Raw genomic sequence first — 19,598 nt, 5'->3', positions numbered from 1 at the left:
GTAAAATCTAGGATAAATTGTTACTGCTATTCTATAAATCATTTCCTGTAATTGCTCAATACTTAATTTATACCTCCCTTAACTTGACGGTGCCTTTGCGTCCGCTAAATCCATTTGGGATGAAGCTACTCAAAGACTTCTTGCTGTCTGAAATCTAAAAATATAGTACTTTGTGACACTAATTTACTTAACTTGACGGTGCCAGAATGACATATAAGGTCACCTATATCTGAAAAAATATAACATTTTTTTAAAAATGTCCGGTACTATAGAATAAATCACGGGATGACAAGGGAACTATATTCTTTTACGTATAAATAAATATAACCCTATTGATAAAATGAGGAATATATTGAGGTAGCAAGCAGTAATAAAAGCTAAATTTTTTGAAGCAAAGTTTTGTAGTGTAAAGTGAGCAGAAGTAGCTATTAATACTGATAAAGCAGCAAATAATATCGGCATGAAAGTTGTTTTTTTGCTGTAAGGATATTTTAAGAAAACTGCCAATGCTAAAAATGGTAATACAAAATTATATAAAGGCCAGATGATTCGTTGGTGGGCTTCGGCAATTAATTTAATTTTTTTCATTGGATTTAAATCAACAGGAGGTTCAAGCAATTCTTCAATATAATATTCGTTTGCTTCCTTATTATGTGTTGTTCTCTGTGATATTAACGGATTATCATTTTGTAGCTTTATCATCAATGAATCAAAAGTTAGCTGCGTTATATTCCCATTTATGTCATATTCTTGTCTACTACCCTTACTAAGCTCAAAAATAGGATCATTCTCATATATATCAAGTATGCCAGAATTTGCAAATACTACAGATGGGTTATCAGCATTGCGGTTATCAAATATGATTACGCCTTTCATAACATTTCCTACAGATTTTTTATCTATATAAACAGTAATATCTTTTGTTATTTTGTTAAAAGTCTTTTCCTCAATCATACTTGATATGTAGTTATTCTTTATAAAGCTTAAACGTGATTTTAAATTTATATGAGATAAAGGCATGACTGTAGAAGATATGTAGTAAGCAAGTAATGCGACTATCAATGCAACATATAAAGCAGGTAAGGCTAATTGTAGGTTACCTACTCCTGAAGTTTGTAATATAATTAATTGCCTCTCAATTTTTAGGTTATTATAAATATAAATTATTGTAATAACTGTTATGATGGGTAATAAAATAAATAATAAGGTAGGCAGTACTAAAACTATTAAACTCAAGAAATCCATAACTTTTATACCTTTGTCAAATAAATATAAAAGCTTTAATACTTGAGTAATCCACACTAAGCTAGTCATTGAAAAAGTAATGACTATAAGCAGAGGTAGGATATTTTTTATAAAATATTTTCTATATAACAGCATATATTTGTTTTATTTGAAAAATTGGTTGTGGTGTTATTTCCTAGTTTTTATGTCATTCTTAGCAACGGCGAGAATCCAGAGAAACAAACATAAAAGCAGCAAGCTTTTAAAATTAAAAGCTTAGATATCTTGCTTTATGCTGGATTCCGTGGACAAGCCACGGAATGACAGAGCACCCACCCACTTTATTATATTATTTTTAAAAATTCGGTAAATTATTTTACCGATTAATATTGTTATAAATCCGGTAATAATACCATAAATTATGTCGCTTGGATAGTGCATAGCAAGACTAATGCGAGATAGAGACACTAATATAATAACACAAATCATTAATATTTTAACTGGTAATTTTATATAATTCCAGATAAAATACGTTACTAAAACGCTAAGTGCTGCGTGACTAGTTGGAAAACTCGATAAGCATCTTTCACTTGCAGTATTTAATATAGTGATAAAACTTCCCTCAGGTAGGCTACAATAAGGACGTGGTAAATTAACAGTAAATTTAAGAGCAGTAAAGACCAAACCAAATACGCCATATACTATCCCGATTTCAACTAATTTATTATAATTATGCCAAAATTTATTTTGTCGCTCATTATCGTTTTTAATTTTCTTTAGTTGAATATAAAGATATATACAGTATAAAATATATATAATGGCAAAATTAGCGATATTAAAACAAAAAGAAAATATTCTTAAAAAATAGGCAAACAGCCCGATATTAGTAATTTTATTTAAGAATAAAAATATTTCTTGGTTTAAACCGCAAAAATTATAAAAAATTTCAAACATTATTTTATTAGTTTATGTTACAGGTGACAATACTGGGCTGCGGAGCATCTATAGGCGTACCGGTAATCGGATGCGGTTGCTCTGTATGTTTATCAGATTCAAAGTACAATAAAAGAACTAGATCAGCAATATATATCAACGATGAAAATAGTCAAATATTAGTTGATTTTGGCTTTGATATCAAAAATCAGCTAGTAAGAGAAAAGATAAATAAACTTGATTGTGCGGTATTAACCCATTATCATTCCGATCATGTTAACGGAATTGATGATTTACAAATATTTTCTTTTATGGAAAAAAAGGCATTAGAAATCTATACAGACGAGAATACAGCAGCAAATTTACATAAAAGTTTCGAATATTTATTTGGTTATAATTCATTTATGCAAGGTCCAGTTCTTGAAACTAAAAATATTGGTTTTTTTGATAAAATTAAGATTAACACAATTGAAATACAATTTTTTAGGCAAAATCATGGTCCTATCGATAGTTTAGGTTTACGGATAGGTGATTTTGTTTATTCGCCTGATGTTATTAATTTTCCGCCTGAGTCAGAGAAATTTTTGCAGAATATAAAAATATGGATTTTAGATTGTATGGATTATACTTCAAATAAAAACCATGCAGGGCTTGATAAAGTGTTAGAGTGGCGAGAGAAATATAAACCAGAGCAAATATTATTGACAAATATGCGTCATACTATAGATTATCACGAAATTATAAAAATACTTCCAGATAATGTTAAACCGCTTTATGACGGTTATAAGTTTAATATATGATTATTTTAGAAAAAGTTTGTAAGCGTTACGGCAAAAATTACGGCATTAAAAATATAGATTTAAGTTTTACTGCTAAAGAAATTACTGTAATAATTGGTCCGTCAGGAGGTGGTAAGACTACTTTACTACGTGTTTTAAATAATTTAGAAGAACCAACTAGTGGAACTTTGCTTGTAGACGGCAAAAAGCTATTGCCAAAAGATAGAAGAAAATTGCGGCTAAAGGTCGGGATGGTTTTTCAGAATTTTAACCTTTTCCCGCATTTAAGCGTAGGTGATAATCTGATCTATACAACGGTAAATGTTTTAAAGATTCCAAAAGATGAAGCTATATTAAAAGCAAAAGAACTACTTGAGAAGTTTAAGCTAAGCCAGAAGTTTAACTCATATCCGGCAAATCTATCAGGTGGGCAGAAGCAGCGTATTGCAATAGCAAGGGCTTTAATGATGAAGCCAGAAATTTTATTGTTCGATGAGCCAACATCGGCATTAGATCCTGAAAATATTAAGGATGTGATCGAGAATATTAATTTACTAAAAGAGCAAATGAGTATGGTAGTAGTAACCCATCACTTAAAATTTGCAAAACTGATAGCTGATCGTATTATTTTTATGGATCAAGGACAGATTTTAGCAAATCAGCTGGCACAAGAGTTTTTTAGCAAACCAGCTTCTCATAGGGCTAGGTTGTTTTTAGAGAATATTGGAGATTTTCTATAAAGAAGTGCATTTCTGCACCTCCTTATAGAAAAGAACAAATTAAAAAGTATCAAAAATAAAAGGGGGCTTCCACTTTTGATATTAATTGTTATACTTTCAATATGGACAGAAAATACATAAAACTTATATTTATAATTTGCAGTACTATATTTGTAACCGGCTTAGCATATAAATATATCAATCAACACTATCCAAAGTTTTTTAAAGAGCCGCAAAATATCGGAAGTTTTTGTGCCTCATTACTAATATTATTTAGCATAATTTACAGTACTATAAGCCAAAATGAAATACGTAAATTTTGCCTGCAACTAGCAGCCTGGGCAGCAATTTTTTTAGTTATAATCATCGGCTATGCTTTTAGATTTGAGCTAAATTATGCTTATCAAAGGGTAGCATCGGTGTTGATTCCATCATATAATTGGTCTACGGAAGCTGGTGAAATAATCATAGCTCGTAGCGGAGATGGACATTTTTATATTGATGCTGTTGTGAATAATGTTAAGATAAGCTTCATGATTGATACAGGAGCAAGTGATGTAGCTTTAACCAAAGAAGATGCTCAAAAATTAGGGTTTGATCTAACTCAGTTAAAATATACTAGAACCTATCTAACTGCTAATGGTGAGAATAAAGCCGCTCCTATAAAATTAGATAGTGTAATAATAGGAAAAGAATTTAAGGATGTTAGTGGACATATCGGACTTGGTGATCTTGATGTTTCTCTTCTTGGTATGTCAGTACTTGAACGCTTTAAAGGTTTTAAGATTGATAAGGATTTACTAATTTTGAATTATTAAAAACAAAGCTTATTTAAAGCATATAGCCCTCAAACTAATGGAATATGTGAACGATTCCACACATTATAAGAATTACAAATTGATATAGATAATTGACATTGAACATGAGAATATTAGTAACTGGAGCTAACGGTTTTATTGGATCATATATTACTGCTGCATTGTTAAAAAGTAATTATAAAGTAGTATGTGCCGTTAGAGATATTGAATCTACTAGAAAAAAATTCCCTACTGCAGAAATTATACATTGTGATTTTAATACAGATATTAGCTCCCAAGATTGGATAAATAAATTAGAGAAAATAGATATAGTAATTAATATATCAGGTGTATTAACGTCTAGTCGTGCTAATAATATTGAAAATGTTCATATCAACGGTCCAAAAGCTCTATTTAAGGCTTGTACTCTTACTAACGTAAAAAGAATTATTCATATTTCAGCTCTTGGAATAGATGATGAAGAAAACACTGCTTATGCTTTAACTAAAAAAGCAATAGAAAGGTATTTACAAAAATTAGAAAATATAGATTGGGTAATTTTACAACCTTCTCTCATTTATGCGAGTGGTTGCTATGGTGGTACATCATTATTTAGGGCTTTAGCAGCATTACCGTATTTTATTCCTTTGATAGGTGACGGTTTACAACAATTTCAACCTATCCATATTGAAGATCTAGCGAAAGTAATCATTCACTGCGTAGAAAGAGAAGGAAAAATTTGTAGATTATTAAAAATAGTTGGACCTGATATAGTTACTATGAAGGACATCTTAATTGGATTTAGAAGATGGCTTGGGGTCGAACCTGCAAGGCTGATAAAAATTCCTTTAATATTCATTAAAATAGCCTCTAAGTTAGGGGATTTTTTCAAAATAGGACCTATTAATTCTACGTCGTATAATATGTTGCTTCAACCTAATATTGCTAATAAAAAAGATTTTATGGATTTTACTTCTATAATTCCTAGAAGCTTGCAGCAAGGTCTTACAACAGAACCTTTAACCGTACAATCTATATGGCATGCTAGGCTTTATTTTCTAAAACCTATAATAAAAATTGCCTTAGGGTTATTTTGGATAATGACAGGAATTATTTCAAGTATTTTTGCTTATGATACTAGCAAGCAAATTATAATATCACTGGGTTTTGATAAGCAAATAGCACCCTACATATTATATGGAAGCTGCTTTATGGATATTATTCTGGGAATTTTACTAATTATCAAAAATAAAATAAGCAGTATATGTAGTTTACAAATTTTACTAATATTATTTTATACTTTACTATTAACGTATCTTAAGCCAATATTATGGTTGGATCCTCTAGGTCCAATACTAAAAAATATTCCGATAATATTACTTACTTTAGTAATAATGGCTATAGAAAGAGATAAATAATGGCATATCTTTTTATAAAAACTATTCATATTATTAGCTCTACTATTTTATTTGGTACTGGAATTGGCACTGCTTTTTTTATGTGGTGGGCAAATAAAACTGGTGATTTGTATGCGAAAGCATATGCAGCTCGGGCTACAGTTATTGCTGATTTTCTTTTTACTACTCCAACTGTGATAATTGGCACCGTCAAGTTAAGGGAGGTATAAATTAAGTATTGAGCAATTACAGGGAATGATTTATAGAATAGCAGTAACAATTTATCCTAGATTTTACCGCTATGCATATTACTCAAGCCCCGAATAGACATCGTTTTCCAGCAAGCATTATTAGCCATACAGTATGGTTATATCATCGCTTTAATAATAGTTACCGAGATGTTCAAGAGCAGATGGCTTATCGAGGTATTATATTAAGTCATGAGACTGTAAGGTTTTGGTGTTATAAGTTTGTAGTTTATTTTCAAGATGTTATTAGTAAGAGAGAGCGAAAGCCAACTGATAAATGGCATTTGGATGAGATGAATATCAAGATCAAAGGTGAAGTATTCATATTATGGAGAGCTGTTGACTCTGAGGGACATGAATTAGAAGTATTACTGCAGAAGCGTCGTAACAAGAAATCAGCTATTCGCTTTTTATCAAGATTATTGGGTAATTATCCATGTCCAAGGGTTATTGTGACTGATAAGCTAAAAAGCTACATTAAACCAGTTAGGTATATGTGTCCTAGGACTAAGCATCGTACCGATAAAAGACTAAATAATCGGATTGAGAATGCCCATCAGCCAACTAGGAGAAAAGAGAAGATACTGATTAAATTTAAGCATCCTAATTCAGCACAATGTACATTATCACTGATGGGAAAAGTCAGAAATATATTTGCTGTAAATGTTGGAAGATATACTAAAACAGCATCTGAGCAAAGAATTGCATTTGCGTCCGCTAAATCCATTTGGGATGAAGCTACTCAAAGACTTCTTGCTGTCTGAAATCTAAAAATATAGTACTTTGTGACACTAATTTACTTAACTTGACGGTGCCCTTGACGGTGCCCTTAAACATGCTGCAAAAAAGTGGACCATGCCTATTAAAGAATGGTCTCTTGCTTTGAATCAATTTGAGATACTATGTGGAAATTTTAAATATGAATTATTAGAAAATGATTTTTAACAATTTACACAAAAATTATGATTGACTCTTAATTAACGTACTCTACCAGTTGCTTGGTTTTTTTGTAATGAATCACTAACTGCTGCTCCAAAATCCTTTACACTTGTAGCAAGCTTACCATTGGCTATGGCAGAATTTACAGCTGCACTAACAGTAACTTTTATTACTTCACATCCAGCAAGTACAACTCCCCATGCAGCTTTCAAAATCTTATTTTCACCTACAAAACCATGCAATTTTTCTTGTGCTTTTTCTGCTTGATCAGTTACAAACTTTTGTAACTTACCAAGCGGAGTATTTTTTTCTAAATGTTCAGCTAAATTTTTTATAGGTGACGAGATAATTTCATCAATATTATTTTTGACATTTTCAGTATGATTTTTGAATTCTTCACTAATAATATTAAAATCTTTCATAGCATTTAAAAGAGCTTTGTTTGTTGGATCTTTACTTATTGCTTTTTTTAAACTCTCTATTATTTTATCAAAATTATTATTAACTTCTGTTAATTTTATCCCGATATCATTAAATTTTATTTCTTCTTTATTTTGTTTTTCGGGTTCTTGTCCCCCTATAGTAATTTCTCTTGCCATTTTTTTACTCCAAAATTATTTACTTAAAGATAATTAAGATTTCAGAAATGTCAACAATACTCTTTATAAACTTTTTGACTTTAATAACAAAATATTTGTACTAAGGGCACCGTCAAGTTAAGGGAGGTATAAATTAAGTATTGAGCAATTACAGGGAATGATTTATAGAATAGCAGTAACAATTTATCCTAGATTTTACCGCTATGCATATTACTCAAGCCCCGAATAGACATCGTTTTCCAGCAAGCATTATTAGCCATACAGTATGGTTATATCATCGCTTTAATAATAGTTACCGAGATGTTCAAGAGCAGATGGCTTATCGAGGTATTATATTAAGTCATGAGACTGTAAGGTTTTGGTGTTATAAGTTTGTAGTTTATTTTCAAGATGTTATTAGTAAGAGAGAGCGAAAGCCAACTGATAAATGGCATTTGGATGAGATGAATATCAAGATCAAAGGTGAAGTATTCATATTATGGAGAGCTGTTGACTCTGAGGGACATGAATTAGAAGTATTACTGCAGAAGCGTCGTAACAAGAAATCAGCTATTCGCTTTTTATCAAGATTATTGGGTAATTATCCATGTCCAAGGGTTATTGTGACTGATAAGCTAAAAAGCTACATTAAACCAGTTAGGTATATGTGTCCTAGGACTAAGCATCGTACCGATAAAAGACTAAATAATCGGATTGAGAATGCCCATCAGCCAACTAGGAGAAAAGAGAAGATACTGATTAAATTTAAGCATCCTAATTCAGCACAATGTACATTATCACTGATGGGAAAAGTCAGAAATATATTTGCTGTAAATGTTGGAAGATATACTAAAACAGCATCTGAGCAAAGAATTGCATTTGCGTCCGCTAAATCCATTTGGGATGAAGCTACTCAAAGACTTCTTGCTGTCTGAAATCTAAAAATATAGTACTTTGTGACACTAATTTACTTAACTTGACGGTGCCTTCGATATTAATACCTATTTTTGCAGCAAGAGCATTAATTAATTCAATATCCATACCAGAAACATTAGCAGTACCGTTTGAAGTAACCATCCAGTATTGGTAAGGCTCATTTATATACCATGCAGTTGTTAAAGTTTTTTTATCAGGTAAGTTCTCGCATTCTAAAGCTGCTTCTTGTTTAGATATTGAATTGCTTAAGGAATAAAAACTTTTTAAAATAATTAGTATAAAAATAAAAAGTTTGAAAATTTTCATTTCTTCACACACCTTAAAATAAAATTAATCACGAACTGCTTTAATATTTCCATCAAAAAATTGTATATTTAAAACTTTTTCAGTAGTAGTTTTAGAAGATACAAAATTACCTGATTCCCCTTTAACTATAGCAAAGCCACGTTTTAGTATATTATGATAGTCTAAGCTTAATAGTAACAGACTATTTAATTCTAATTTATACTCAAAATTTTTCAAAGTATTATTTGCCGATTTTATGATATAAGCGGCTTTATGTGTTAATTCTAGTGTCTTATAAGTAATGATTTTATGAGGATGGATTCTTTCTTTTGAAAATGATTTAAGCTTTGTTTCTTTTAGACTAATTAGGCATGGTAAGGAGTCTAATAGGTTAAATCCTGTTTCATCGAGTAATTGTTGTTTATGATTCATATAATGGGCAAGATACCTATTTATTTTATCATAATTTGTAATAGCTTGTTCATGATTTTTAACTAACTGCTTGGTATTGGTTACTAATACTTTTTCATAAGATTGCAGGGTGCTATTTAAAATAGACCGCACAGGTACAGCAAATTCAGCGGCAGCAGTTGGGGTAGGGGCTCTTTTATCGGCTGCTAAATCTATCAAAGTATAATCTACTTCGTGACCTACAGCTGAGATAATAGGAATTTTGGAGTTGTAAGTAGCACGCACTAGTACTTCGTCATTGAACGACCAAAGGTCTTCGATAGAACCACCACCTCTTGCAACTATTATAACGTCCGGCTTATTTGATTCTTCTAGCTTGTTAAAACCATCTATGGCTTCAGCAATCTCATTACCAGAATTCTCGCCTTGTACACTAACAGGCCATATTATTACATGAGTTGGAAAACGTTCACGGATTCGGTGAATAATATCTTGTATAACAGCACCAGTTATTGAAGTTATAACGCCTATTTTACTAGGTAAAAATGGTATAGGTTTACGTATTTTGTTAAATAATCCCTCTTTTTCTAAACGTGCTTTGCGTTCGTTGAGAATTTGTATCATAGCTCCGAGTCCTGCGGGCTGTAAATTCTCGACTGATAGCTGATAACGTGAATTACCCGCATAACTCGAAAGCTTGCCGCTAATTACTACTTCCATCCCGTCATTTAACGGAAACTTGATTTTAGCAAGAATAGGACGCCAGCAAGTGCAAGCTAAAATTGCATAGTTTTCTTTTAAGTTAAAATAAGCATGCCCTGAACTAGCTATTTTTAAGCCAGAAATCTCGCCTTTTACTTTAATATAACCAAAATTATTTTCTAATAATTCTTTAATTTTATTAGAAATTTCACTAACGGAAAATTCTTTAGTAGCTTGACTGGAAGTAAAATTATCTAGCATTGGGATATTTTTTGTTTTTGGCTTATTCGTCATTGCGAGGAGAAACTATAAGTTTCGGCGAAGCAATCTCGGGAGGTTTATACGAGATTGCAGCAAGGCTTCGCTCCTCGCAATGACGTTTATCATCCCAATAGAATAACTCTCCAATACTCAAAAGAGCAAGCAAAATTTTTATTATTTGCTATATTAATAATAGCTTGCTATTATTTCCTACTATTTAAATATTTGGTTAATGATAAATGCTACGGGTAATATTTCTATTTATTATCGTAATATATCCTTTGTTTAGTTTCGCAAATAACTTGACAAAAAGCAGCGGCGTTAAAATTAATAATTTAATTGCTGATTTTGTAGAATATAATGAAAATAAGGGATTAATATATGCTAAAGGTAATCTAAAAATTCTTACGGATGAGCATTTGCTAACAGCAGATAATTTACTTTATGACGTAAATAATGATATTTTATGGGTAGAGGGTAATGTAAGAGTTAAAGATAAAGACAATAGAATTACATTAGGTGATAAGGCAATCTTAAAAAATGAATTTAAACAAGGTGTAATGTCTAAATTTATTATGCTTTTTAATAATAATAGTCTTTTAGTTGCTAAGCTCGCTGAAAGAATAGATGAAAATAATATACGTCTTCATTATGCCAAGTTTACTCCATGCGAAGTTACTTGTAGTGGGAATCCCCTCTGGCAAATTTCTGCTAAAAATACTGATATTCATTCTGCAGAGCATAAAATAGTTTATAAAAATGTATTTTTCGAGGTATATGGTATACCAGTTTTTTACTTGCCATATTTTTTCCATCCAACTCCGTCAGCTCCTGCTTCCTCAGGGCTACTAGTGCCAGATGTGAAGAATGGAAGATTTGGAGTGCCTCTATATTTGCGTGCAAAGCCTAACATGGATTTTACATTAACTCCAAGAGTTTTTAATAAAGATCCAATTTTCGAGCTAGAAGGGCGTTATAGACCAAATAATACCGATAATATAAGTCTTGATGGTAGTTATGGTAGACTACCTTACCTTTTGGAAAAAAACGGAGATAAAATAAAGGATAAAAAAATCTCTTCCTATCATTATATTGTAAATGGTAATTTTTATAGTAGTGATAAAGTTTATAATTATGGTTTTAAAGCAGAGCGTACGTCTGATAAAGCTTATTTAAAAAATTATTATAATAACTATGCTTCATACCTAACTTCTAGGGTATTTTTAAATAAGATTCACAAGGCGGATTATTTTCAGATAGAAGCTTTAACTTCGCAAGGATTAGGTAGTAATGATAGCAGATCTAACTATCCACTAGTATTACCAAAAATCACTACAAAAAATGTAATAAGTCTAAATGATGACGAAAGTAGGCATATCGTTATCGAAAATAACACTTTAATGTATAAAGAAAGGATAGGAAAGCAGCTTACTAGAACTTCTCTACAATTATCTTATATTCATAATCTTATGACTTCTTCGGGACAAATTTTTGAGTTTGTTGCTCGAGATAGAGGAGATTTTTATATAGCAAAACAGGCTTATTTTGAGAGAACAAGAGGAGCTAAGACGCTTCAACGTAATATACTGGAATTTCAAACTTTATGGCGTTATCCATTCGCAGGTGCTATAACAAAAACAATAAATGTACTTATTGAGCCGATAGTTTCTTTTACTATAGGGCGTAAATTAACCAGTAAAGATATGAAGTTTGTTATAATTGACCCTATGAAATATGAGCTATCAGGAAAAAATCTTTTCTTATCCAATCGTTATAGCGGTATTGATTGCCATGATTTCGGTAATAGATTAAATTATGGTTTAAACGCTAGTTTTGCTAAAGAACAAAATTATTTAAGATTATTTTTAGGGCAGTCTCTTAATACTAGATATAGTGTATATCAAAAAGCAAGTGATACTGAAAATGTTGGTAAAATTTCAGGAAATATTTATGATAATTTAGAATTATTTTATGATTTTCGAAAAAATAGATATTTTAAGCCTATACGTGATGAGGTAGGAGCTAATTTATATTATGGTAGAATAAGTTTAACCGGAAGTCTTATTCAGCTTACAAATCTTAAAAAGTATTATAGAGCAGAAGATATGCAGCTTTCAAGTAATCGAGCAAGACAATTTTACGGAAATGTCAATTACCAATTGACAGATAATTGGTCTGTTGGAATTGGTGGACGTATTGATCTTTCAAAAGGCTCAGCAGATTTATTGACTAGAACTATTAGAGTGACATACGCTAAAGATTGTGTTAGAATCGCAGCTAAGATTTATTCTGATTATTTATCCGATGAAAGTAGAGGAATTAAAAAAACTAAATCCTCACTTACTATTTCTGTTGGTTTAAGAGTCCTGAATATGTAGTATACTCGTTTTATTTGAAAAATTGTCTACGTTGTGTTTTGCTGATAATCCTCACGTACCCTATGCGGCAGTTCAAAATAAGCTGGATATAGCAGCAATTACGATGTATTTAGCCTGCTGTTTATGGACGATAGGGTATGATACGATATATGGATTTATGGATATAAAGGACGATAAGAAAATAGGAGTGAAATCCTTAAGTATTTATCTAGAAAATAAAGCATATAAATTTTGGCTTTATATATTTTACGTTGGATTTATTTTATTATTTATTTCAGCTGCCGGCTATAATCTAGACTACCTCCCTTAACTTGACGGTGCCTTTCCATGATGCAAATTTTTAGAGTTGTTGCGTGGATAGAAAACATCCTCGGTGTCATCTAGTTGCTTGGGAACTAGATCCAGAAAAACAACTTCTAATACAATATTAATAATTTTAGTATTTTAAGCTGGATCCCGTGGTCAAGCCACGGGATGACAGGGGAAAATGATCCATGCAACAATGCCGCCACGGGATGACTACCTTAGGATGTTTTCTATCCACGCAGGCAATGCCAAGTCGCAATTACATTATCATTCATCCCTCTTATAATTTAAAATGGCATAATCCTTAGTTATAATAGGGAAGAAATCTTTGTTGAAAGGTAGTAATTCGGTTGTTTTATCTAAAAATTCTACTTCTATTATATCACCAGCACCAAAATTGAGGATATTTTTAATTTTACCAATTTCAGTATGATTACTGTCTAATACTGATAAATTATTTAAATCGGTTATATAAAACTCGTCCTCTTCTAGTTTCGGCAAACTTGAACGTAAACAAAATAATTTATAGCCTTTTAAATTTTCTGCTTCATTGCGAGTAGATATATCATTAAATTGGCAAATTAATTCACCTTTAGAGTTTTGTTTAATTAGATTAATATTTACTTTCTCACCTGATTCGTTTACTAATTCCCTTTCAGTTATTTTTATAGCAGGATCGGTAAAAGATCTTAAAATTACATGTCCTTTAATCCCATGACATGATTTTATTACACCGACTAGAATTAAATTTTCTAAGGAATCCATTAATTTACCTTTAAATTTTGCTAGTTATATATAATAATATATTTAAATAATTTTTTATAGATATATACTCGTTTTATTTGAAAAATTGGCGACAAAGTCTTTTGCTGATAATCCTCACATATTAAGTATACGTTGCGGTTATCAGCTGGGGGACGCCTTGCTCTTTTCCAAATAAAACTTCGTCTATCTATTTTTTGTTCATTTTATTAGATTTATATGATAAAAAAAATAATTGCTGGCATAATAATTTCTTGCTCCTTATTACTATTTCTTTTTTTTGGTGCATTGTCTTTAGTTAATTATAACTCTGTTGCTAGTAATTTCACTAGCCGTTTAGGAATTGCCAATGAGAATATCGGAAAAATAAAGATAAATAAATTCCCAATACCTTATTTAGCCATTGAATCGATAAAGGAAGAAGGAAAATTAGATTTAGAAGAAGTTAAAGTCTATTTCTCATTCTGGTCGCTTATAAAATTTAGCCCTCAAATTAGTAGATTAGAAATATTAGATGCTAAGATTTATGCAGATTCTAAGATGCTTAATATTTATAATAACGAAGAGCTAATAGATAAGTTTTTTAAATATAAACTGCAAAATATAAATCTTAATATTACGAACCTCAATATTATTAATAAACAAGATTATTCCATTTTAAACTTTTCTAATTGTTCATTAAAAAAGGAAAATTTAGCATCTAATTATATATTTAAAACTACAAATAACGAGTTAGGCACAATTTCAGGCTCAATTAATAAGAATGAAAATATAGTAAATTTTAGCTTTGATATTGATAATAAAGATTATAATTTTAAATTGTCGCAAGTTTATAAGGATTCTAAACTTGATAGCGGTAATGGTGAATATAATATCAAAAATCTAGCATTAGCAATGTATAATATACTACCGGATTTAAGCCATATTTTAAATAAGCTGAATCAAACAAGTGTAGTAAATGTTAAGTTTAATATTTTAAATTCAGAAGATGCAGTAGAGCTAAAAGATATAGTTGTAGAATCACCATTTATTACGGGGGGCGGTGCTATTAACATTGCTAAAAATGATAATACTACTGGTACTGTTAATTTAAATTTTTCTAAAATAGATTTAAATTCAATAGTTTCTTCAAATGCTCCGGTAACATTTAATACTGCTCCATCGAATATTAGATTTATTTTTGCTGATAAGTTGCTTAAAATCAATATTGTAATTGATGAAGTAATTTTAAGTAATAATAATATATTAGAGAAAGTAACGTTTACTTCTAACTTATCAAAAGGTACTTTAAAAATAGATGAATGTTTAGGAAGTATTAAACCAGATGGTGAGTTCAAGCTTCTAGGGAATGTAACGCAGAATTCTATTAGAAGTATGTTTGATGGACAAATATATTTAAAGCATAACGATTTTAATTCGTTACTAAATATATTAGGATTTGCTGATATCACAGTTAAAGATGCTATACCATTTACTCTATCGTCTGAGTTAAAACTAACTTTAATAGATTTATTTTTTAAAGATTTATCGCTAAAAACAGATAATTTAAGTCTATCAGGAAATTTTTCTGGTAAATTTATTGCTCAAACACCTCATTTAAATGCTACACTTAGTATATCTTCGCTTGATTTAACAAAAAATAGTTATCCAGTAATTTCACCTTTTATCGAATTTGTGCAAGGCTTGACTAAGGATATGAAGAGCCTAGATTATCCAAGTAAATTTATCCCAATTAGAACAAATCCTTATACAATTAATTTAGATATTTTAGTAGATGGTGTTAAATATAACGATCAAATCTTTGATAAGATGAATCTACTTGCTAAAATTTCACCAGCTAATGTAAAAATTAGTAATTTAGATTTTAAAACAAATAATAGCTACTTATCAACTAGTTGGAATTTGGATGCTTCTAGCGTATTACCATCTTTAACTGTTGAAATTAAAGACGGTAGTCTAAATACTGATTTATTATCACCTGCAAAGTTACTTGATTTAAGAAATAAATTAGTAAATGATTATAGTTTAGATAAAGTTACGTTACAAATATATGGTAATTTATCTAGCTTGTTGCAAAATGATTTAGTATTAAAAAATGTTAAATTCTATGCAGTAAATAATAGTAATTTACTACAATTCAATAATATTGAAGCAGATTTATTAGGTGGTAAATTGCAAGGTAGTGGTAATATTTTGCTAGATCCTTACTCTCTTAATTTTGTGTATGCATTAAATACAATAGATTTAGATAAAGCTTCAGCACTCTTACCTAAAATATTTGCTGCTTCAGAAGGTGAAATAAGTATCAGTGGTAGTTTTTCCACTAACGGCAATACTCTGCAAAATCAACTATATAACCTTACTAGTAAATCACAATTTGCTATAAATGTTATCACGGTTAATAACTTTAATATTGATTCTTTCATACAGAAAATTAATAATTATGATTATAATGCATCGAATCTTGATAAAGATATAAATAGTGCTATAACGACGGGACAACAAAGAATTACGGGTATAAGTGGTAATGTTGACTTACAAAAAGGCATTGCTCTTTTAAAAGATATAAATTTTGTTACCCAGTACAGTACAGGAGCTGCATCTTTTGCAGTTAATATATATAATTTTGATATGGATTCATCAAATATGCTATCTTTTTATATTCCGTCTAGCCTTGTTAAATCTGATCCAAAAAATACTAGTTCTAACGCAGATAAAAGTATTTTAAGCAATCTTAGTTTTAGGGTACAAGGAAATATGTTTGCTCCTAAAAAGACCTTTGATAGTAGTGAATTAAAAAAATTGCTAATACCTCAGCAAACAACTACAGAGGCAACTGATTTAGTTAACCATTAAAAATAAAAACACATGACTACCAATAAAAATTTAGACGAAAATATTAGTTTTGAAGAAGCTTTAAGCGAACTCGAAGAAATTGTAAAAAAAATAGATAACGGGCAAGAGACTTTAGAAGCAGCAGTTAATAGTTTCGAGCGTGGTATTTTGCTTAAAAATCACTGTGAAAAGAAGCTCAAAGAAGCTCGTTTGAAGATTGAGAAAATTACTAAGCTTGCCGATTCTACAATAACCTTGGAGGAAGTGGAGGTCTAATATTGACATAAGGCACACATTATACTAATATTGTAATATGTTAAAAAAATCTAATTATAACTTTTCAGGGCACCGTCAAGTTAAGGGAGGTATAAATTAAGTATTGAGCAATTACAGGGAATGATTTATAGAATAGCAGTAACAATTTATCCTAGATTTTACCGCTATGCATATTACTCAAGCCCCGAATAGACATCGTTTTCCAGCAAGCATTATTAGCCATACAGTATGGTTATATCATCGCTTTAATAATAGTTACCGAGATGTTCAAGAGCAGATGGCTTATCGAGGTATTATATTAAGTCATGAGACTGTAAGGTTTTGGTGTTATAAGTTTGTAGTTTATTTTCAAGATGTTATTAGTAAGAGAGAGCGAAAGCCAACTGATAAATGGCATTTGGATGAGATGAATATCAAGATCAAAGGTGAAGTATTCATATTATGGAGAGCTGTTGACTCTGAGGGACATGAATTAGAAGTATTACTGCAGAAGCGTCGTAACAAGAAATCAGCTATTCGCTTTTTATCAAGATTATTGGGTAATTATCCATGTCCAAGGGTTATTGTGACTGATAAGCTAAAAAGCTACATTAAACCAGTTAGGTATATGTGTCCTAGGACTAAGCATCGTACCGATAAAAGACTAAATAATCGGATTGAGAATGCCCATCAGCCAACTAGGAGAAAAGAGAAGATACTGATTAAATTTAAGCATCCTAATTCAGCACAATGTACATTATCACTGATGGGAAAAGTCAGAAATATATTTGCTGTAAATGTTGGAAGATATACTAAAACAGCATCTGAGCAAAGAATTGCATTTGCGTCCGCTAAATCCATTTGGGATGAAGCTACTCAAAGACTTCTTGCTGTCTGAAATCTAAAAATATAGTACTTTGTGACACTAATTTACTTAACTTGACGGTGCCCCTCTATGTAAACATTCTAACTATTGGAATATTTGATGGATCGAGCAGTTTTTTCATTTGCGAAAAAGCTTGCACAATATTTTCTACAGAACTATCAATAAATTTATCGGTGTTAATATAATTTTCTGATTCATCTTGAATATAAAAAAGAATAGATGATACATAAACTGAAAGTAGTAAGCCTCGTTTAGTATAATAATTATAATCAATCGATTTATCACCAGCATATTGCCAAATAATATCACAGCTGTGGAATGCAACTTCTGTACCTTGAACAGGATTTAATGCAAAATATGCAGCATTCTTGCTATGAATAATAGGTAACACAGCTTTAATTCTAGTTTTTACTGCTAAGGATATTTTTTCTCTAATTTTATTTGGTACTTCCTGCTCATTTAAACTTTCTAGCGTAATATTATCTAAATAGCTTTCAAAAAATTTTATTATTTCAGCTAACCCATCTGGAAAAAGTATTAAGCTATAGCCCTTAGCAAAGCCGCATTTTTCTTCTGCTTCATTAATTATTTTGTCATTCCATTCATTAAATGGTAATAATTGTAGTAATGATTGCATAAAGCTTATTTTCTTTGTGTAGTGTTCTTCTTGAATATTCATATTTTTAACCTTGACATTATAACTTATTATATAGATAATATAGCTTGTTACCAATATATATTTATTTTAAGGAGAGTAATTTTAGTGATACTAGTAAATGTTCACGCCGGTAATTGTGATAATACGCTTAAGAATTTTAAGAAAAAGCTACAAAGAGAGCTTTATTTTCGTAAGATGAAAGAACAGCGTTACTACGAACCGAAGTCAGTAAAGCGTGTTCGTAAAGCACAAGAAGCTGCACGAAGAAAAAGAAAGTTTGCTCGTAAAAGAATGTACGAAGATTAAAATTTCTAATTAGTTTCAGGTAAAATAAAAGGCAAGTTATTATTAAATAGCTTGCCTTTTTTGTTGTTTATGAATTAAAATGGCACCGTCAAGTTAAGTAAATTAGTGTCACAAAGTACTATATTTTTAGATTTCAGACAGCAAGAAGTCTTTGAGTAGCTTCATCCCAAATGGATTTAGCGGACGCAAATGCAATTCTTTGCTCAGATGCTGTTTTAGTATATCTTCCAACATTTACAGCAAATATATTTCTGACTTTTCCCATCAGTGATAATGTACATTGTGCTGAATTAGGATGCTTAAATTTAATCAGTATCTTCTCTTTTCTCCTAGTTGGCTGATGGGCATTCTCAATCCGATTATTTAGTCTTTTATCGGTACGATGCTTAGTCCTAGGACACATATACCTAACTGGTTTAATGTAGCTTTTTAGCTTATCAGTCACAATAACCCTTGGACATGGATAATTACCCAATAATCTTGATAAAAAGCGAATAGCTGATTTCTTGTTACGACGCTTCTGCAGTAATACTTCTAATTCATGTCCCTCAGAGTCAACAGCTCTCCATAATATGAATACTTCACCTTTGATCTTGATATTCATCTCATCCAAATGCCATTTATCAGTTGGCTTTCGCTCTCTCTTACTAATAACATCTTGAAAATAAACTACAAACTTATAACACCAAAACCTTACAGTCTCATGACTTAATATAATACCTCGATAAGCCATCTGCTCTTGAACATCTCGGTAACTATTATTAAAGCGATGATATAACCATACTGTATGGCTAATAATGCTTGCTGGAAAACGATGTCTATTCGGGGCTTGAGTAATATGCATAGCGGTAAAATCTAGGATAAATTGTTACTGCTATTCTATAAATCATTCCCTGTAATTGCTCAATACTTAATTTATACCTCCCTTAACTTGACGGTGCCGTTCAGCGTCCTGTATCCGATGCGATAGTTATATTACCAAAACAATAGACATTACAGCTTG

The 19,598-nt window shown here is 30.8% G+C and carries 21 protein-coding genes and 1 pseudogene; 14 read left to right on the top strand and 8 right to left on the bottom strand.

Translation table 11 applies throughout. The features are described from left to right. Positions 1 to 17: 17 nt before the first annotated feature. Positions 18 to 158, top strand: a complete 141-nt coding sequence (locus tag BA173_RS07610; RefSeq protein WP_157738027.1) for a hypothetical protein — start codon at positions 18 to 20, stop codon at positions 156 to 158. A gap of 139 nt (positions 159 to 297) precedes the next feature. On the opposite strand, the gene BA173_RS00940 is transcribed toward BA173_RS07610, so the two are convergent. Then, positions 298 to 1,380 (bottom strand): LptF/LptG family permease, encoded by a 1,083-nt coding sequence (locus BA173_RS00940; RefSeq protein WP_016947987.1) that lies wholly within the window; start codon positions 1,378 to 1,380, stop codon positions 298 to 300. A 120-nt stretch (positions 1,381 to 1,500) separates the two neighbouring features. Beyond that, positions 1,501 to 2,178 (bottom strand): phosphatase PAP2 family protein, encoded by a 678-nt coding sequence (locus tag BA173_RS00935; protein WP_016947988.1) that lies wholly within the window; start codon positions 2,176 to 2,178, stop codon positions 1,501 to 1,503. Between the two features lie 14 nt (positions 2,179 to 2,192). Here BA173_RS00935 and BA173_RS00930 point away from each other — a divergent pair, with 14 nt between their 5' ends. From BA173_RS00930 to BA173_RS00905, 6 genes are all read left to right on the top strand, one after another. Beyond that, positions 2,193 to 2,957, top strand: coding sequence for an MBL fold metallo-hydrolase (locus BA173_RS00930; RefSeq protein ID WP_016947989.1), 765 nt, complete (start codon positions 2,193 to 2,195; stop codon positions 2,955 to 2,957). After that, the gene (locus BA173_RS00925) at positions 2,954 to 3,676 is read left to right on the top strand and encodes an amino acid ABC transporter ATP-binding protein (RefSeq protein ID WP_016947990.1); all 723 of its coding nucleotides are present in this window, start codon (positions 2,954 to 2,956) and stop codon (positions 3,674 to 3,676) included. The genes BA173_RS00930 and BA173_RS00925 overlap by 4 nt, the downstream gene beginning before the upstream one ends. Before the next feature lie 101 nt (positions 3,677 to 3,777). Continuing rightward, complete coding sequence (locus BA173_RS00920) at positions 3,778 to 4,473, top strand: TIGR02281 family clan AA aspartic protease (RefSeq protein ID WP_016947991.1); 696 nt, start codon at positions 3,778 to 3,780, stop codon at positions 4,471 to 4,473. A 104-nt stretch (positions 4,474 to 4,577) separates the two neighbouring features. After that, the gene (locus tag BA173_RS00915) at positions 4,578 to 5,870 is read left to right on the top strand and encodes an NAD(P)H-binding protein (protein ID WP_016947992.1); all 1,293 of its coding nucleotides are present in this window, start codon (positions 4,578 to 4,580) and stop codon (positions 5,868 to 5,870) included. Next, positions 5,870 to 6,079 (top strand): DUF2269 family protein, encoded by a 210-nt coding sequence (locus tag BA173_RS00910; RefSeq protein ID WP_016947993.1) that lies wholly within the window; start codon positions 5,870 to 5,872, stop codon positions 6,077 to 6,079. The genes BA173_RS00915 and BA173_RS00910 overlap by 1 nt, the downstream gene beginning before the upstream one ends. Before the next feature lie 71 nt (positions 6,080 to 6,150). Then, positions 6,151 to 6,861 (top strand): IS6 family transposase, encoded by a 711-nt coding sequence (locus BA173_RS00905; protein WP_095568243.1) that lies wholly within the window; start codon positions 6,151 to 6,153, stop codon positions 6,859 to 6,861. Positions 6,862 to 7,074: 213 nt separating this feature from the next. Here BA173_RS00905 and BA173_RS00900 read toward each other — a convergent pair whose 3' ends face one another. After that, a complete protein-coding gene (locus BA173_RS00900; RefSeq protein ID WP_016947994.1) occupies positions 7,075 to 7,635 on the bottom strand; it encodes a hypothetical protein in 561 nt (186 codons plus the stop codon). 203 nt (positions 7,636 to 7,838) lie between these two features. Here BA173_RS00900 and BA173_RS00895 point away from each other — a divergent pair, with 203 nt between their 5' ends. Continuing rightward, complete coding sequence (locus BA173_RS00895) at positions 7,839 to 8,549, top strand: IS6 family transposase (protein WP_095568243.1); 711 nt, start codon at positions 7,839 to 7,841, stop codon at positions 8,547 to 8,549. Here BA173_RS00895 and BA173_RS00890 read toward each other — a convergent pair. Both BA173_RS00890 and xseA read right to left on the bottom strand, forming a co-directional pair. Further along, entirely contained in the window at positions 8,524 to 8,856 is a 333-nt protein-coding gene (locus tag BA173_RS00890; RefSeq protein ID WP_232505954.1) for a hypothetical protein, read from the bottom strand. The genes BA173_RS00895 and BA173_RS00890 overlap by 26 nt on opposite strands. Before the next feature lie 24 nt (positions 8,857 to 8,880). Then, a complete protein-coding gene (xseA, locus tag BA173_RS00885; protein ID WP_068945244.1) occupies positions 8,881 to 10,209 on the bottom strand; it encodes an exodeoxyribonuclease VII large subunit in 1,329 nt (442 codons plus the stop codon). 239 nt (positions 10,210 to 10,448) lie between these two features. On the opposite strand from xseA, the gene BA173_RS00880 reads away from it, so the two are divergent. Both BA173_RS00880 and BA173_RS00875 read left to right on the top strand, forming a co-directional pair. Continuing rightward, entirely contained in the window at positions 10,449 to 12,587 is a 2,139-nt protein-coding gene (locus BA173_RS00880) for an LPS-assembly protein LptD (protein ID WP_095568247.1), read from the top strand. A gap of 55 nt (positions 12,588 to 12,642) precedes the next feature. Continuing rightward, a pseudogene (locus BA173_RS00875) lies at positions 12,643 to 12,894 on the top strand (UbiA family prenyltransferase); the annotation flags it as partial. Between the two features lie 266 nt (positions 12,895 to 13,160). Here BA173_RS00875 and rimM read toward each other — a convergent pair. After that, positions 13,161 to 13,658: a ribosome maturation factor RimM gene (rimM, locus tag BA173_RS00870; RefSeq protein ID WP_016947875.1), complete on the bottom strand. Its 498-nt coding sequence runs from the start codon at positions 13,656 to 13,658 to the stop codon at positions 13,161 to 13,163. A 216-nt stretch (positions 13,659 to 13,874) separates the two neighbouring features. Here rimM and BA173_RS00865 point away from each other — a divergent pair, with 216 nt between their 5' ends. The 3 genes from BA173_RS00865 to BA173_RS00855 all read left to right on the top strand — a co-directional run bounded on the left by BA173_RS00865 (position 13,875) and on the right by BA173_RS00855 (position 17,643). Then, a complete protein-coding gene (locus BA173_RS00865; protein WP_016947694.1) occupies positions 13,875 to 16,511 on the top strand; it encodes an AsmA-like C-terminal region-containing protein in 2,637 nt (878 codons plus the stop codon). Positions 16,512 to 16,523: 12 nt separating this feature from the next. Further along, a complete protein-coding gene (locus BA173_RS00860; protein WP_011477434.1) occupies positions 16,524 to 16,766 on the top strand; it encodes an exodeoxyribonuclease VII small subunit in 243 nt (80 codons plus the stop codon). Positions 16,767 to 16,932: 166 nt separating this feature from the next. Beyond that, positions 16,933 to 17,643 carry an IS6 family transposase gene (locus tag BA173_RS00855; protein ID WP_095568243.1) on the top strand — a complete coding sequence of 237 codons (711 nt, stop codon included), beginning with the start codon at positions 16,933 to 16,935 and terminating at the stop codon, positions 17,641 to 17,643. A gap of 55 nt (positions 17,644 to 17,698) precedes the next feature. On the opposite strand, the gene BA173_RS00850 is transcribed toward BA173_RS00855, so the two are convergent. Beyond that, positions 17,699 to 18,310 carry a COQ9 family protein gene (locus BA173_RS00850; protein ID WP_016947843.1) on the bottom strand — a complete coding sequence of 204 codons (612 nt, stop codon included), beginning with the start codon at positions 18,308 to 18,310 and terminating at the stop codon, positions 17,699 to 17,701. Positions 18,311 to 18,394: 84 nt separating this feature from the next. Between BA173_RS00850 and rpsU the strand changes: the two genes are divergently transcribed. Further along, positions 18,395 to 18,595: a 30S ribosomal protein S21 gene (rpsU, locus tag BA173_RS00845; protein WP_011477128.1), complete on the top strand. Its 201-nt coding sequence runs from the start codon at positions 18,395 to 18,397 to the stop codon at positions 18,593 to 18,595. Positions 18,596 to 18,728: 133 nt separating this feature from the next. Here the strand turns inward: rpsU and BA173_RS00840 are convergent, their stop codons facing one another. Next, positions 18,729 to 19,439, bottom strand: coding sequence for an IS6 family transposase (locus tag BA173_RS00840; RefSeq protein WP_095568243.1), 711 nt, complete (start codon positions 19,437 to 19,439; stop codon positions 18,729 to 18,731). Between the last annotated feature and the right edge of the window lie 159 nt (positions 19,440 to 19,598).

It is taken from the genome of Rickettsia sp. MEAM1 (Bemisia tabaci) (genome assembly GCF_002285905.1).
Taxonomy (GTDB): Bacteria; Pseudomonadota; Alphaproteobacteria; order Rickettsiales; family Rickettsiaceae; genus Rickettsia.
The sequence above is the reverse complement of the archived record's forward strand: the minus strand, read 5'-3'. Positions and strand labels throughout refer to the sequence as shown.

Coding starts and splice junctions, on each gene's coding strand:
- BA173_RS00940 (WP_016947987.1), bottom strand. CDS start 1,380: ATGCTGTTATATAGAAAATATTTTATAAAAAATATCCTACCTCTGCTT.
- BA173_RS00935 (WP_016947988.1), bottom strand. CDS start 2,178: ATGTTTGAAATTTTTTATAATTTTTGCGGTTTAAACCAAGAAATATTT.
- BA173_RS00930 (WP_016947989.1), top strand. CDS start 2,193: ATGTTACAGGTGACAATACTGGGCTGCGGAGCATCTATAGGCGTACCG.
- BA173_RS00925 (WP_016947990.1), top strand. CDS start 2,954: ATGATTATTTTAGAAAAAGTTTGTAAGCGTTACGGCAAAAATTACGGC.
- BA173_RS00920 (WP_016947991.1), top strand. CDS start 3,778: ATGGACAGAAAATACATAAAACTTATATTTATAATTTGCAGTACTATA.
- BA173_RS00915 (WP_016947992.1), top strand. CDS start 4,578: ATGAGAATATTAGTAACTGGAGCTAACGGTTTTATTGGATCATATATT.
- BA173_RS00910 (WP_016947993.1), top strand. CDS start 5,870: ATGGCATATCTTTTTATAAAAACTATTCATATTATTAGCTCTACTATT.
- BA173_RS00905 (WP_095568243.1), top strand. CDS start 6,151: ATGCATATTACTCAAGCCCCGAATAGACATCGTTTTCCAGCAAGCATT.
- BA173_RS00900 (WP_016947994.1), bottom strand. CDS start 7,635: ATGGCAAGAGAAATTACTATAGGGGGACAAGAACCCGAAAAACAAAAT.
- BA173_RS00895 (WP_095568243.1), top strand. CDS start 7,839: ATGCATATTACTCAAGCCCCGAATAGACATCGTTTTCCAGCAAGCATT.
- BA173_RS00890 (WP_232505954.1), bottom strand. CDS start 8,856: ATGAAAATTTTCAAACTTTTTATTTTTATACTAATTATTTTAAAAAGT.
- xseA (WP_068945244.1), bottom strand. CDS start 10,209: ATGCTAGATAATTTTACTTCCAGTCAAGCTACTAAAGAATTTTCCGTT.
- BA173_RS00880 (WP_095568247.1), top strand. CDS start 10,449: ATGCTACGGGTAATATTTCTATTTATTATCGTAATATATCCTTTGTTT.
- rimM (WP_016947875.1), bottom strand. CDS start 13,658: ATGGATTCCTTAGAAAATTTAATTCTAGTCGGTGTAATAAAATCATGT.
- BA173_RS00865 (WP_016947694.1), top strand. CDS start 13,875: ATGATAAAAAAAATAATTGCTGGCATAATAATTTCTTGCTCCTTATTA.
- BA173_RS00860 (WP_011477434.1), top strand. CDS start 16,524: ATGACTACCAATAAAAATTTAGACGAAAATATTAGTTTTGAAGAAGCT.
- BA173_RS00855 (WP_095568243.1), top strand. CDS start 16,933: ATGCATATTACTCAAGCCCCGAATAGACATCGTTTTCCAGCAAGCATT.
- BA173_RS00850 (WP_016947843.1), bottom strand. CDS start 18,310: ATGAATATTCAAGAAGAACACTACACAAAGAAAATAAGCTTTATGCAA.
- BA173_RS00840 (WP_095568243.1), bottom strand. CDS start 19,439: ATGCATATTACTCAAGCCCCGAATAGACATCGTTTTCCAGCAAGCATT.